Here is a 12,532-nt window from a genome sequence, read left to right on the forward strand (position 1 = left end):
CTGAGTAGTCCAATCACTGTAACGGGGGGTTACAGCTAGCTGAGTAGTCTAATTACTGTTACGGGGGGCAACAGCTAGCTAAGTAGTCTAATTACTGTTACGGGGGCAACAGCTAGCTAAGTAGTCTAATTACTGTTTACTGTAACGGGGGGTTACAGCTAGCTGAGTAGTCAAACTACTGTTTACTGTAACGGGGGGTTACAGCTAGCTGAGTAGTCCAATTACTGTAACGGGGGGTTACAGCTAGCTGAGTAGTCTAATTACTGTTACGGGGGGTTACAGCTAGCTGAGTAGTTAATCTCTGTTACGGGGGGTAACAGTGAACTGAATTAATTTTAAATTTTATTTAAATAGGAGTATTCCCATGGAAATTGAAAACAATCAAGTTGGTGTTTTACGAAGTGATATTAAAATAGAGCTTCATACTGTTCCCGCAATTCAAATCTGGTACGGCAGAAAAAAAACTGATGATAAGCATCCGATTCAAAGTATGACGAGGGCTATTGCTTATTTAAAAGTCATTGAAATAGCAACACGTCTTGATGATCCCTACGCAGATATCAGATTGACTAAATTCTATGAGCATATTACTAAAATTGAAAAATTATTAGATGTTGAGAATTATCGTATTGATGAAACACTTAAATCAGTCCCACCAGGTTTTAAAATAAGTGATGCGACATCAGTTAAACCCGTTGATCTGAACCTATTTATTAATGTTCCAAGTGGTTATCAGTTAGTATTTTTACTGTGTAAATTTGATTTATTTGTCCGAAAAGTTCAGCTAGCTAAACATATTTCATTAATCAAAGGTGGCGATGCATCTGATAGGCAGAATATGATTGCTCATGAATTACGTTCGTTAATTACTTATATAACTAAATATAAACGCACTGGTGTAACACGAAAAGATTTTGTCGATAATACCCCGTTAGCAACTAAAGCTATTGAGCAATTAGGGATTGTACCAGAAGAAATACTAAATGCAGATAAAATGCGAGACAGAACAGTATCAATAACTAATTAACATAATAAGGTGAGCTAATGAATGAGTTTTATAAAGATGAATATGCAAATACACTCTCTTCAACAGATTATCAATTTGCAAAACAACATCTATCCCTAAAAGGCCTTTTAAAGCCTTTTAAAGGTAAGGGGGAATATGAAATTCTTTTACAAGAAATTGAGTCCCACCTTTCTAGATTAGAAAACATTGCAGAAAGACTCATCAATGACACAAGAGATAAATTACCCATTAAGTATTTACCTTTTTATTTGAAAAAAAGACGCTTATCAAATGGTTCAGTATATTTAAGTTGGAAGTATAAGAAAATAGTCATTGTTGATGGTAAAACTAGTCGTACCGAGATTGAGGGAAAACGATTGATATTAGATGCGTTGGAACAAAACAATTTGAGTCATGAGGATAAAAATTTTATCAGACAACTAGAAATTGATCGCTTAACGTTAAATTTTCAAATGAGGGTATGTATTCGAATCAGACACTTAATTAATGAAATGTTGCCCAAGTTTGATGAGCTTAACACCAACTAAATTAAATAGTTTCAAATGTGTGACTATGCTTAGAATCAGTTTGTAGCTAATTTACTGTAACGGGGGGTAACAGCTAGCTAAATACACTTTTATTAGAAGTAAAAAATGAACACTTTAATTCATTAATGTGGGGTAAATAGAATGAATGTTAAACTAATATATTATTTTCTAGGGGTCATTAGTTGTGTGCTTGGAATGACGATAGACGTGTGGCTCGGAGTTCCTATACCTACATATTTCGTGAGGCATATTTACTGTATTGCATTTGTGGCAGGGATGCTTTTGCTTATCTTTATATTTATCAACCTAATAAAAGTGAGGGTTAAAGATGGACGAAAATAAAACGGTAACAACAAAAGCTAAAGTCGGGGGATGTTATTTGGTTTACATGCGAAAATGCATTAAAACCACAAAACCTCATAATTGCAAAAATAACCGAAAATAGTGTTTATTGTGACAAGAAAAAAATTGATAAGAAGAGTTATTTATTGCATTCAAGTTTAAACGACGCAACGCAAGCTGTAAATTTTAGATTAAAAGTACAAATTGAAAAAATACAGCATCAAATTAACGAGAATTTAAAAGAATTGGAGCAAGAAAATGGCAAGAGGAATAAACAAGGTAATTTTAGTTGGCAATCTGGGGCAAGATCCTGAGGTTCGTTATATGCCGAATGGTAATGCTGTTGCTAATTTTAGTGTTGCAACATCAGAAACATGGAAGGATAAACAAACGAATGAAACCCGTGATCGCACTGAATGGCATCGTATTGTCGTATTTGGTAAATTAGCTGAGATTGCTGGTGAATACTTAAAGAAAGGTTCCCAAGTTTACCTTGAGGGGCAATTACAAACTCGTAAATGGCAAGATAAGTCTGGACAAGATCGTTATACTACAGAAGTTGTGATTAACCCAATCGGCGGTACTTTACAAATGCTAGGTTCACGGGATGGTTCACAAAATTGGGGACAAAGTGCTAACAATTCTTCATCTGCACCAGTGCCACAATCAACAACGCAAAATGCACCAACTACAGAACAAGCTACAGCTATGCCTGAGGAGCCACCAATGGACTTTGATGACGATATCCCATTCTAGAGTTTACTTTATAAATATTAAATAGATAATCTAGCTAAAAGTAGTTAGGCTATCTATTTTTCGAGGGTTATCTTTAAAATTCTTAATATTTCTTTTTTAGGTTTATTTTGCATTTCGTTGTATCTCATTTTTAATGATAATGCTTGAGTTGCTAATATGACTATGTGGGGAACTGACTCTGATTTTTCGTAATTTTGATATGTTCTTGTTGTCACGTTTAATTGTTCTGCTGCAATCTCTTGACACCAATCGAAACCTCTCCTCCAAATTTTTAATTCATATCCGTTCATATCGTCATTCTCTAATTTAAAAATACGAAAATTTTTCGTATTTTGCTTCAAAAATTTATGTGAACTTTAATTATAATTATGCTGTATATGTTTTTTATTATTAAATCAATATTCCATTTAGCAATATTGATTTAACTATCCCATATTTATTTCAATTAATTAATATTCAGTTATCAAAAACAATAAGAGAATGAATGTTAATGAAATTATTTATTTGTGAAAAACCTAGTCAAGCTAAAGATATCCAGAAACATATTGGAGCTACAGTTAATGATAACGGTTTTTATCGTAGCTCCGATGGAAAAATATGTATTACATGGTGTGTCGGTCATTTGCTGGAACTAGCAGAACCACATGTTTATGACGAAAAATTTAAGAAGTGGAGCATAGACGATTTGCCTATTTTACCTGAAAAGTGGGTTTATAATGTTGCTCATAAAACGTCAAAACAATTCAAAGTGGTTCAAGGGTTAGTAAAAAAAGCTAACGTTATTATTATCGCAACAGACCCCGACCGAGAAGGGGAAGCTATTGCGTGGTCTCTGTTAGAGCGTTTTAACTGGAAAGGTGAAACTAAAAGATTATGGTTTTCAGCACTTGATGATACATCAATAAAAAAAGCCCTTGCTAGTCTTAATGCAGCTAGTGAAACTTATCCGTTATATTTAGCAGCCCAAGCTCGAGCAAAAGCTGATTGGTTGGTTGGATTAAATAGTACCAGACTATTTACTTTATTAGGTAGAGATTTGGGTTACGGCGTTTTATCTGTGGGTCGTGTTCAGACACCAGTCCTAAAACTAATTGTCGATAGAGATAGAGAAATTAAAAATTTCATACCCAAACATTATTTTTCTGTAAATATTCAGTTATCTAAGACATCCCAGACATTTAATGCTACTTGGATTCCTGAAGAAAATATAGACGAAGCGGGACGATGTCTTAATGAATCTTTTGCAAGACAAATAGCACAAAAGCTACAGCATTCAAGAGAAGCAAAAGTTATTGATGTTAACACGGAACGGGTTAAATTCTCTCCTCCTTTAGCATTTAGTTTAAGTGACTTGCAGAAAGCGTGCTCTAAAAAGTACGGTATGTCTATGCCTCAAGTACTTAATATTGCTCAATCACTTTATGAAACACATAAAATTACAACTTACCCAAGAACTGATTGCGGATATTTGCCTGAATCAATGTTTGATGAAGCCGAAACCATAATTTCTGTTATTATGAAAAATGATCCTGAAATAGCAAAATTTATGCCACAGATTAATTTAGCTTATAAATCTCGACTTTGGAATGATAAAAAAGTAACCGCACACCATGGCATCATCCCGACATCAAAGACTATAGAATTGTCACAACTTAGTACAGATGAATTCAAGGTTTATGATTTGATTAGACGAAACTATTTAGCTAATTTCATGGTGCATAATGAAGTAGATAAAACAGTAGTTAATTTAATTAGTTCTGAGCAGAAATTTCAAGCAAAAGGTACAGTGTTAGTTGAGCTGGGATGGAAAGTATTATTTACAAGAGACAACATTGAAAATGCTGAAGATGTTGATGATAAACAAAAACTTCCACTTTTATCTAACAATGATATTTGTACTATTTCTAAAGTTGACTTTAGATCGTTACAAACTAAGCCACCGACACATTTCGATGACGGTAGTCTGCTTGATGCAATGAAACAAATTGCCAAATATGTAGAAAACCCTCAATTAAAAAAAATGTTAAAAGAAACTTCAGGGATTGGTACAGAAGCAACAAGAGCAGGAATTGTAGAAACATTAGAAAAACGTAATTACATTGAACGAAAAAAGAAAATGATTCTGGCCACAAATATTGCATATGCACTGATAGATAGCCTACCTGATGTATTAAAAGATCCAGGTATGACAGCCTTGTGGGAGCAAGAATTAGAAAATATTGCAACGGGTCAACAGCAACAAAGCGAGTTTATGCGTAAACAGTATATTTTTATTAACCAACTAATTCAAACGTATAAAGGAGCTGAGTTACCTAAAAATACCACATCTAAAAAAGTCTCAAAAACAAAATCATACGATTGCCCTGAATGTCAAAGTGGTGCACTTATTAAAAGAGAAGGTAAAAACCAAAAAGGTAAATATATTTGGTTTGGTTGCTCTCGTTACAAAGATGGATGCAAATTTACTTGTTTTGGGGACAAGAAAGGTAATCCTGTTTTTGAGAAGACAGTGTGAATATAGTGATTATTACTAGAATAAAAACATACTTAATTAGATTCTATATTGTAAAATTAAACGAATTATGACAGAATCAAACTTCACTCCGCTTTTGTGGTTTTGCGGTCATAAAATCACTAATTTATTTTGGATTAATTTTTAACCCTTATTAATCTGAAATGTCCCAAGTCCATAATTTATGGCTGCTTGTAACAACTCTGTGTAAGTTACAACTATACATACGGTTGGATAGAGCTGTATGTGTATCAGAGCTGATTCAATTCACATCAATTTTGAAATAATATACAACAAGGAGCAAGGTGGTTCTTGTTCCTGTCTTTCCTGTCTTTGTCCGAACTCAGGGTAAATACCATTGTAAATTGTAGCAAGAAAAACAGTGGTATTTACCTTGTTTGTTCTATAACGACTAATAACAACACCAAAACTGAATGGTAAAAAATCAGTAGCCCTTAGTGCGTTAACGCGTGCCTGATAAGACTGTTTAAAGCAGGCTTGTTTATTCGGTTCATCTCAGCTAACTAAATAGCGAATCGAGAATGTGTATGAAATTGCATGATTTTTGAGGTGAGAGTGCATTTTATCACTTTTTATTGAGTTGTCTTTAACTCTAATTATATTAATTACATATATACTTGGAAACAAAAGCCCATTTTGATAATTTTGATAAATGGGTTTTTTGTTGTACTCAGCATTGATTTATTTGTTTACTCAGTCATCATTGCATTTTACCTTTTTACTTTCTATATTAATCTAAAGGTAAATACAATGAAAATCGCTATCTCTATGTTAGCATTGCTTCCAATATTTGTATTAACAGCATGTACAAATAACTCTAAAACTATTAGTTCTAAGTCTAAAATAGAATCTAAACCTACACCAGTTTTGCAGACAGATCGATATACCATTGTGGAACTAGATGATCCAATTCATAAATATGTTTTAGATCAAATTATTAATATTTCACTACCTAAAAATTTAAATTTAACAGTTAAAGATGGAATGGAATATGCTTTAAAACAATCAGGTTATTCTCTTTGCACTAACTCAGATATCAATGTTCTTTATGAAAGCACTTTACCTAAAGTTCAATATAAAATGGGGCCAATTTTATTAAATGATGCACTACATGTTATGGCTGGCCCTGCTTGGAATTTAGATGTTAATGACGTTGAACGAGAAATCTGTTTTCATCTAAAAAAAGGATATTCTCGAAAACAACAACCTATTTCCTCAGTTAAACAGGAACCTCAATTTGAAACTTATCAAGCACCTCCTCAAATGATAGAAACAAAAGAACTAAAAAATGTTGAAACAAAAGGAGGCAAAAAATGAAGGATACGCTAATAAATAAATTAAATATAAACCAACCCATTGCAATAACTAAAAAAATGGTCGTTTTAATATGTGGTGTATTTGTAATCTTGTTTATATTAGTAGCAATAGCATTGCATTTATCTCTCCTTAACATGAATCAAGCATCTAATAACTATAAAGAACTGGAAGATAAAATAAACACGAATAATGTAAGTATAAATAGTATTAACACATTGGAAAAAAAATTAGATGAAATTCAGTTGGAACAGAAAAAAATCAATGTTGATTATGATAATTTAAATACACGCTCTGCACGAAGTCAACAGGACATAACGTCATTACAACTAATTCTAAATGATAAAAATCTCGATAGTAAATTAGATAATTTTGAAACAGCTATAGCAAATATTGAAGTTGAGTTAGAAGCAGTTAAGAATGTTCAAAAAATGCAACAAGAATCATTAGATGGCGTTGTGGCATCTTTCCAACAATTTAAAGATCAGATTATACAAAAAATTACAGTAATGCTATCAAATAACAATAGCAAGTCAACCAATACAACAAGAAGTAATATAAAGGCTAAAACTGCAACGGCAATAAATTTTAAATATCAATTATCTAGCATTGAATTTAGAGCTGGTGAATTAGTTGCTGTATTCCTACCTAAAAATGCGACATCACTATCTGCGTTGAAATTTGTAAATGAAGGTGAGTTTATAGATGATTTTTGGAAAGTTGCAAAAATTGATAAAAACTCTGTGAAATTAATAAATAGTAAGCAACAAACTTATACTCTAACAATAGATAAGGAGTAAATATGATACTAAAAAAACAAATATGTTTGTTATTGCTATTAAGTTTTATTTCTTGGGATTTATTAGCTAATTCTCAACTAGTTTCAAAGGATCTTGATTCCACAAAATCGGTTGAAAAATCTGATGAAGAATCTCGGAATACACAAGAAGAAAGAATTAAAGAGAAAGCATCTTATTGGGGATTGACAGTTACAGAATGGCAAAAATATGAAAAACTGATTAATGAAGGCGGGCGGCGTTATTGGTCTCCTAATCTTGATCCTCTAACTACCCTTGGAGTTGAATCTGAAACTCAAGAAGAACGAGAGTATTACGCAAAATTATTAGCCAAAAAAGAATTTGAACGAACAACTAAAGAACTCGAGTTTCAGCGAGTTTATGATCGTATGTTTAAACAGCTTTATACAAACGTATTACCTATTGAATTGGATGAAAATCCTAATTTTGTAGCACCTCTAAATTACGATGGTGACAGAATGATTTTATTTATTGATATCAATGATAATGTAAGAGGTGAAAAATTATTAGGTAAGGCTTTAAAAACACATAAAGAAATGGATGTTTATTTGCTGAATACCAAAGACGATCAAGCTGTCCAAAAGTGGGCTAGTCTAAATCATCTTCCAATTGATAAAGTAAAAAGTGGTGAGATTACGTTAAATCACAATAGCGGTCAGTGGGAACAAATCGGAAAAAACATATTGCCAATTTTGGTACAAAACCAAGGTGGCAAATGGAGACAAATTGAATTGGGTGATTTGTAATGATTATAAACAAAAAAACATTAATTTTTATTATCTCTATAACAACTCATTCTGCAATAGCTGATTTGAATGTAATCAGTGATTATGGCGGTAATTCGATGGGTGTGTATTATGAAATGTTAGATCCTCAAGATGAATATAGTGAGCAACAACAGCAATTTTTAGCTCCTGAAAACATGAAAATTGATGAGGGAACCTATTTACCTGTGCATAGTGAAAAACTTTCTCCTGGTCAGTTTGAATCGTATTCAATTGATTTTCCGACATTACAACCTTTTATCATTATTGGTGCAGATGATCTCTCAGTTGAATGGCTTAAGGTGAGGAATGATTATTTAGAGTCAATAAATGGTATTGTTGCCGTTGCTGTAAACATAGACAATGTCAATCAGATTAAAACATTAAAATCTCTTACTAATATTCCTATATATGCCATGTCTGGCGATGAACTCGCAGAGAAGTTTCAAATAACATCATATCCCGCTCTAGTTACTGCGAAAAGTATTGAACAATGATTATGGGAATAACATCATGAGTAATGAGCACAATATTGAAGCAATATTTAGACCTGCTTCTGAGCTGTATAGTGCTGTAACATCAATCAGTTGTGCATTTATTTGTCTTGTTGCACCTTGGGCCGTAGCTTTATCAACTTCTGTTAATGCTGGTGTTGCAGGTGCTTTTTTATTGTTTGGCATTTATAGGGCTAAGCAAGGTATTACCATTATTCGTTATAAACGGAATATAAAACGTTTACCATTCTATTCTCTGACTAGTGAACAAATTCCTGTTAGCCAAAAATTTCTTTTTCTAGGGAAAGGGTTTAAATGGGAACAAAAACATTTACAACGAATTATCTTGTGCCGTCGAGAGGAATACAAACGTTTTGTTCAACCATCAGCTATATATAGAGCTGCTAGGCAATGGGAACAAAAACATGAAAAAAGCCTGATAGCAAAGTGTACAAGCTCAAATCGTTGGTTTAATCCAGTAAAACCATTACCACCAGTAGGCGGAAACCCATTCTTACACGGTGTCGAAATTAATGAGGTCGATATTATGATGCCATTTGTGGATAGGGGCGGTCATACGTTAGTATTAGGAACTACAGGTGTCGGAAAAACAAGATTATTAGAAGTTCTGGTTATACAAGACATAGCAAGAGGCGATCCAGTTATCGTCATTGATCCCAAAGGAGATGCAGATTTATTAAAAAGAATGTATGCAGAAGCTAAACGTAATGGTAGACAAGACGAATTTTACATATTTCATTTGGGTTACCCTGAAATTTCAGCTAGATATAATGCTATTGGTCGTTTTAGTCGAATTACTGAAGTTGCTCAGCGTGTTTCAGCTCCTCTTGCTGGAGAAGGCAATTCCGCAGCATTTAAAGAGTTCGCGTGGCGATTTGTTAATATCGTTACCAAAGCATTAATTGAACTTGGCCGTCGTCCAGATTACATTCAAATTAATCGTTATACAAACAATATGGATACCTTATTTTTAGAATATGCTCAGCACTATTTTGATAAGCACGATCCAAAAGCTTGGATCACTATTAGTGAAATGGCAACAAAAGTTAATGACAAAAATGTTTCATTAGCAATGAGGGGAAGAGACAAGCTTGTCGTTGCTCTTTATGATTATATTGCTGCTAAAAAAATCCGTGATGATGTTCTGGAAGGCTTGCGTTCAGCTATTCAATACGATAAAACGTATTTTGATAAAATTGTAGCCTCATTAATGCCATTTTTAGAAAAGTTAACAACAGGAAAAACAGCACAATTATTAGCTCCAGACTACTTGGATATCAATGATGAACGACCAATTTTCGATTGGGAACAAGTCATTCGAAAAAAGGGTATTGTTTATATTGGGCTTGATGCTTTGTCTGATGCTGTAGTTGGTGCTGCCGTTGGAAACTCAATGCTAGCAGATCTTGTATCAATAGCTGGGTATATCTATAAATATGGTGTTGACGACGGATTACCAGGAGAAAATAGATCTAAAATCAATGTGTGTTTACATACTGATGAAGTGAATGAAATCATGGGTGATGAGTTTATTCCTCTTGTAAATAAAGCCAGAGGGGCAGGAATAAATGTTACTGCATACACACAAACGATTTCAGATATCGAAGTCAAAGTGGGGAGTGCCGCAAAAGCAGGGCAAGTGCAAGGTAATTTCAATAATATAATTATGTTACGTGTTCGTGAAACCAAAACAGCAGAACTTATTACATCACAACTTCCTAAAGTTGATATCTACAAAAATACGGTAGTATCAGGTGCAAACGATACACCGAGTCCAGATACAAAAACGGATTTTACATCAAGTACACAGGACAGAATTAGTACTGAATCAATGCCATTACTTGAGCCATCGGAACTAATACAGTTACCAAGAGGACAAGCGTTTGTCCTGACTAACGGTGGTGTTTTATATAAAGTTCGCATGCCTCTTCCGTCTCAAGAGCAAGATATTATGATGCCTGATTCCATTAATACACTTTCTAAAGAGATGGCAAAAAGTTATTCAACAGGTGAACAATGGTGGGTAAATTCAAATTCAGTATGGGAAAAGCCTGAATTAGATAATGATTCAGATAATTGTCCTGAGGAAAATGAATTACCTCTTCATCTAGAATTGGACATTGATGATGATGAAAAAGCTTTTTTACATACTTTACAAGAGGAGAAAGATGAATAATGGCCAATGCTGAATCTGATTCAAATTCAAATAAGCCCAAAAAAAAGGGATTTATTTCATCTATAGTTTCTACACTTTTTTTTTCACTTCTTATAAGTATTGTTATTGAATGTATTGGCATAACGTTTTTTTGGACTGAACTCGGTGATAGTCATAGCGAAGAAATGCTCAATGTTGAGTTTAGTTATCTTGAACAAGACTTTGTCAATAGCTTTATTTTGTCTGAGCCTGTAGTTTTTGCTGAAAATATTATTACCAATACATATCAATTCATTGCTGTTAAAACGGGATTGATTGAAATAGTAGATGGAACTGTGAACGATGAAAGCTCGACTGTTTATAAATATATTAATTCGGTTGGTGTTTATGTAAAAGCCATTATTAATATTATATTGGTTTTTTTGGTTCGCTTAGTTATTTTGATTCTTTCAATACCAATTTTTATTCTTGCAGCTATTGTTGGTTGTGTAGACGGTCTGGTTCGGCGAGACATTCGGCGATTTGGAGCAGGTCGTGAATCGAGTTTTCTATATTATCATTCTAAAGCATGGATAAAGCCTTTGTTAATTTTGTCATGGCTTATCTATTTATCCGTTCCTTTCACAATCCATCCAAATGCCGTTTTTATTCCCATGGCCTTTTTATTTGGTCTCAGTATTAGTATTACATTTGGTTCATTTAAGAAATATTTGTAAGCCAATTTTTTTTAAAAAATCAAAAAAGATTTAATTGATGTTTTTCGCATATTAATCATTATAGTAGAAATCCAGTTTAAAACTGGAGAAAAAATATGCGAAAGCATCCTAACATAATTCTTTCAATAGTTGGTTTATCTTTATTGTTAAGCTCTAATTTGAGTGTTGCAAATGAAAAAGAAGAACTTGCATTAGTGTTAAAACAACTTAAACAAGTTAAGCAATCTCTACTAAAAAGTGAGATTGTTTCAGGAACCGAGCAATCAGAACGTTATCATTTTAATTATAAAGCAATACAAAATGATATTGATCATGTCATGCACGGTATCGAAAGCTACATATCCCCGACAAGATCACAACCTCGTTCGCTTAACTTTCCAGTGATTGAAGGCGAATATCAAAATGAATGATATCAAAGAAAAAACCTATAACGCATTTAAAGATGGTGCAACATTCACGATGGATGACTCATTTAATTTTTTCGGTGCGATATGTTTTGCTGTAGGGCTATTTTTAATTGCGATCATTGTTTTATGTCTTTTGAAAGGATTAGGTGATGAAAGTGTCAAAATTGATGATTTGCCATCAATTATTATTCGTGCAGTTGTTCTTGTCTTGATTCTAATGTCTTTCATTTATTTTCAGTAAAATTTTAAAGGAGAAAAAAATTCATGTTCAAAAAAGCAAAAAAATTATTTCAAGTAAAAAATAATAAGATGTCTATAAAACTAATATTACTGTCTTTAGCTTTATGGGGACAAAATGCGTTGGCAAAAATGCCGAAGATAGATGATCCCACACAAGGGAAAAAAAGCGGATTTTTAGCAAATATGCAAGCATATATATATGACGGTTTCGTTTTTGGCGGATTGATTATCGTTGGCGGTGTTTTTATTGTCGCAGCAAAAAATATCATCGTTGAGTATAACAATATCGGTGAAGGGAAAGGGTCTTGGGCAAAGTTAGGCACCTTAGTTGTTATAGGTATTGTATTAGTTGTCGCTTGTATTTGGCTTGCAACATTGGCTGCTGAAACACTGCAAGATTAATAGAAAGTTAATAAAA

At 33.2% G+C, this 12,532-nt stretch carries 14 protein-coding genes; 13 read left to right on the plus strand and 1 reads right to left on the minus strand.

The window, feature by feature from the left end; genetic code table 11:
* Nucleotides 1-364: 364 nt before the first annotated feature.
* The 3 genes from A9G32_RS07290 (at nt 365) to ssb (ending at nt 2,652) form a co-directional block, all read left to right on the plus strand.
* Nucleotides 365-1,027 (plus strand): PFL_4669 family integrating conjugative element protein, encoded by a 663-nt coding sequence (locus tag A9G32_RS07290; RefSeq protein WP_065590110.1) that lies wholly within the window; start codon nt 365-367, stop codon nt 1,025-1,027.
* 17 nt (nt 1,028-1,044) lie between these two features.
* Nucleotides 1,045-1,554: a DUF3158 family protein gene (locus tag A9G32_RS07295; protein ID WP_065590111.1), complete on the plus strand. Its 510-nt coding sequence runs from the start codon at nt 1,045-1,047 to the stop codon at nt 1,552-1,554.
* A 600-nt stretch (nt 1,555-2,154) separates the two neighbouring features.
* Nucleotides 2,155-2,652, plus strand: a complete 498-nt coding sequence (gene ssb / locus A9G32_RS07305; protein WP_065590113.1) for a single-stranded DNA-binding protein — start codon at nt 2,155-2,157, stop codon at nt 2,650-2,652.
* Between the two features lie 53 nt (nt 2,653-2,705).
* Here the strand turns inward: ssb and A9G32_RS07310 are convergent, their stop codons facing one another.
* Nucleotides 2,706-2,942 (minus strand): hypothetical protein, encoded by a 237-nt coding sequence (locus tag A9G32_RS07310; protein WP_065590114.1) that lies wholly within the window; start codon nt 2,940-2,942, stop codon nt 2,706-2,708.
* Between the two features lie 200 nt (nt 2,943-3,142).
* Between A9G32_RS07310 and A9G32_RS07315 the strand changes: the two genes are divergently transcribed.
* From A9G32_RS07315 to A9G32_RS07360, 10 genes are all read left to right on the plus strand, one after another.
* The gene (locus A9G32_RS07315; RefSeq protein ID WP_065590186.1) at nt 3,143-5,167 is read left to right on the plus strand and encodes a DNA topoisomerase III; all 2,025 of its coding nucleotides are present in this window, start codon (nt 3,143-3,145) and stop codon (nt 5,165-5,167) included.
* 768 nt (nt 5,168-5,935) lie between these two features.
* Nucleotides 5,936-6,502: a PFGI-1 class ICE element type IV pilus protein PilL2 gene (gene pilL2 / locus A9G32_RS07320; RefSeq protein WP_065590115.1), complete on the plus strand. Its 567-nt coding sequence runs from the start codon at nt 5,936-5,938 to the stop codon at nt 6,500-6,502.
* Complete coding sequence (locus tag A9G32_RS07325; RefSeq protein WP_065590116.1) at nt 6,499-7,299, plus strand: hypothetical protein; 801 nt, start codon at nt 6,499-6,501, stop codon at nt 7,297-7,299. Before pilL2 ends, A9G32_RS07325 begins: the two co-directional genes overlap by 4 nt.
* A 2-nt stretch (nt 7,300-7,301) precedes the next feature.
* A complete protein-coding gene (locus A9G32_RS07330) occupies nt 7,302-8,063 on the plus strand; it encodes a TIGR03759 family integrating conjugative element protein (RefSeq protein ID WP_081296785.1) in 762 nt (253 codons plus the stop codon).
* The gene (locus tag A9G32_RS07335) at nt 8,063-8,578 is read left to right on the plus strand and encodes a PFL_4695 family integrating conjugative element protein (RefSeq protein WP_065590117.1); all 516 of its coding nucleotides are present in this window, start codon (nt 8,063-8,065) and stop codon (nt 8,576-8,578) included. The genes A9G32_RS07330 and A9G32_RS07335 overlap by 1 nt, the downstream gene beginning before the upstream one ends.
* A 16-nt stretch (nt 8,579-8,594) precedes the next feature.
* Nucleotides 8,595-10,772: a type IV conjugative transfer system coupling protein TraD gene (gene traD / locus A9G32_RS07340; RefSeq protein ID WP_065590118.1), complete on the plus strand. Its 2,178-nt coding sequence runs from the start codon at nt 8,595-8,597 to the stop codon at nt 10,770-10,772.
* Nucleotides 10,772-11,467 carry a TIGR03747 family integrating conjugative element membrane protein gene (locus tag A9G32_RS07345; RefSeq protein WP_065590119.1) on the plus strand — a complete coding sequence of 232 codons (696 nt, stop codon included), beginning with the start codon at nt 10,772-10,774 and terminating at the stop codon, nt 11,465-11,467. Before traD ends, A9G32_RS07345 begins: the two co-directional genes overlap by 1 nt.
* A gap of 95 nt (nt 11,468-11,562) precedes the next feature.
* The gene (locus A9G32_RS07350; RefSeq protein ID WP_065590120.1) at nt 11,563-11,877 is read left to right on the plus strand and encodes an integrative conjugative element protein, RAQPRD family; all 315 of its coding nucleotides are present in this window, start codon (nt 11,563-11,565) and stop codon (nt 11,875-11,877) included.
* Entirely contained in the window at nt 11,870-12,115 is a 246-nt protein-coding gene (locus A9G32_RS07355; protein ID WP_065590121.1) for a DUF3262 family protein, read from the plus strand. Before A9G32_RS07350 ends, A9G32_RS07355 begins: the two co-directional genes overlap by 8 nt.
* Before the next feature lie 23 nt (nt 12,116-12,138).
* Nucleotides 12,139-12,516, plus strand: coding sequence for a TIGR03745 family integrating conjugative element membrane protein (locus tag A9G32_RS07360; RefSeq protein WP_065583150.1), 378 nt, complete (start codon nt 12,139-12,141; stop codon nt 12,514-12,516).
* Nucleotides 12,517-12,532: the final 16 nt, after the last annotated feature.

This window comes from Gilliamella sp. Gris3-2 (assembly GCF_001690345.1).
GTDB lineage: Bacteria > Pseudomonadota > Gammaproteobacteria > Enterobacterales > Orbaceae > Gilliamella > Gilliamella bombi.

What these genes read in the sequence shown, in the direction of transcription:
- A9G32_RS07290 (WP_065590110.1), top strand. Translation starts at nt 365, where the DNA reads ATGGAAATTGAAAACAATCAAGTTGGTGTTTTACGAAGTGATATTAAA.
- A9G32_RS07295 (WP_065590111.1), top strand. Translation starts at nt 1,045, where the DNA reads ATGAATGAGTTTTATAAAGATGAATATGCAAATACACTCTCTTCAACA.
- ssb (WP_065590113.1), top strand. Translation starts at nt 2,155, where the DNA reads ATGGCAAGAGGAATAAACAAGGTAATTTTAGTTGGCAATCTGGGGCAA.
- A9G32_RS07310 (WP_065590114.1), bottom strand. Translation starts at nt 2,942, where the DNA reads ATGAACGGATATGAATTAAAAATTTGGAGGAGAGGTTTCGATTGGTGT.
- A9G32_RS07315 (WP_065590186.1), top strand. Translation starts at nt 3,143, where the DNA reads ATGAAATTATTTATTTGTGAAAAACCTAGTCAAGCTAAAGATATCCAG.
- pilL2 (WP_065590115.1), top strand. Translation starts at nt 5,936, where the DNA reads ATGAAAATCGCTATCTCTATGTTAGCATTGCTTCCAATATTTGTATTA.
- A9G32_RS07325 (WP_065590116.1), top strand. Translation starts at nt 6,499, where the DNA reads ATGAAGGATACGCTAATAAATAAATTAAATATAAACCAACCCATTGCA.
- A9G32_RS07330 (WP_081296785.1), top strand. Translation starts at nt 7,302, where the DNA reads ATGATACTAAAAAAACAAATATGTTTGTTATTGCTATTAAGTTTTATT.
- A9G32_RS07335 (WP_065590117.1), top strand. Translation starts at nt 8,063, where the DNA reads ATGATTATAAACAAAAAAACATTAATTTTTATTATCTCTATAACAACT.
- traD (WP_065590118.1), top strand. Translation starts at nt 8,595, where the DNA reads ATGAGTAATGAGCACAATATTGAAGCAATATTTAGACCTGCTTCTGAG.
- A9G32_RS07345 (WP_065590119.1), top strand. Translation starts at nt 10,772, where the DNA reads ATGGCCAATGCTGAATCTGATTCAAATTCAAATAAGCCCAAAAAAAAG.
- A9G32_RS07350 (WP_065590120.1), top strand. Translation starts at nt 11,563, where the DNA reads ATGCGAAAGCATCCTAACATAATTCTTTCAATAGTTGGTTTATCTTTA.
- A9G32_RS07355 (WP_065590121.1), top strand. Translation starts at nt 11,870, where the DNA reads ATGAATGATATCAAAGAAAAAACCTATAACGCATTTAAAGATGGTGCA.
- A9G32_RS07360 (WP_065583150.1), top strand. Translation starts at nt 12,139, where the DNA reads ATGTTCAAAAAAGCAAAAAAATTATTTCAAGTAAAAAATAATAAGATG.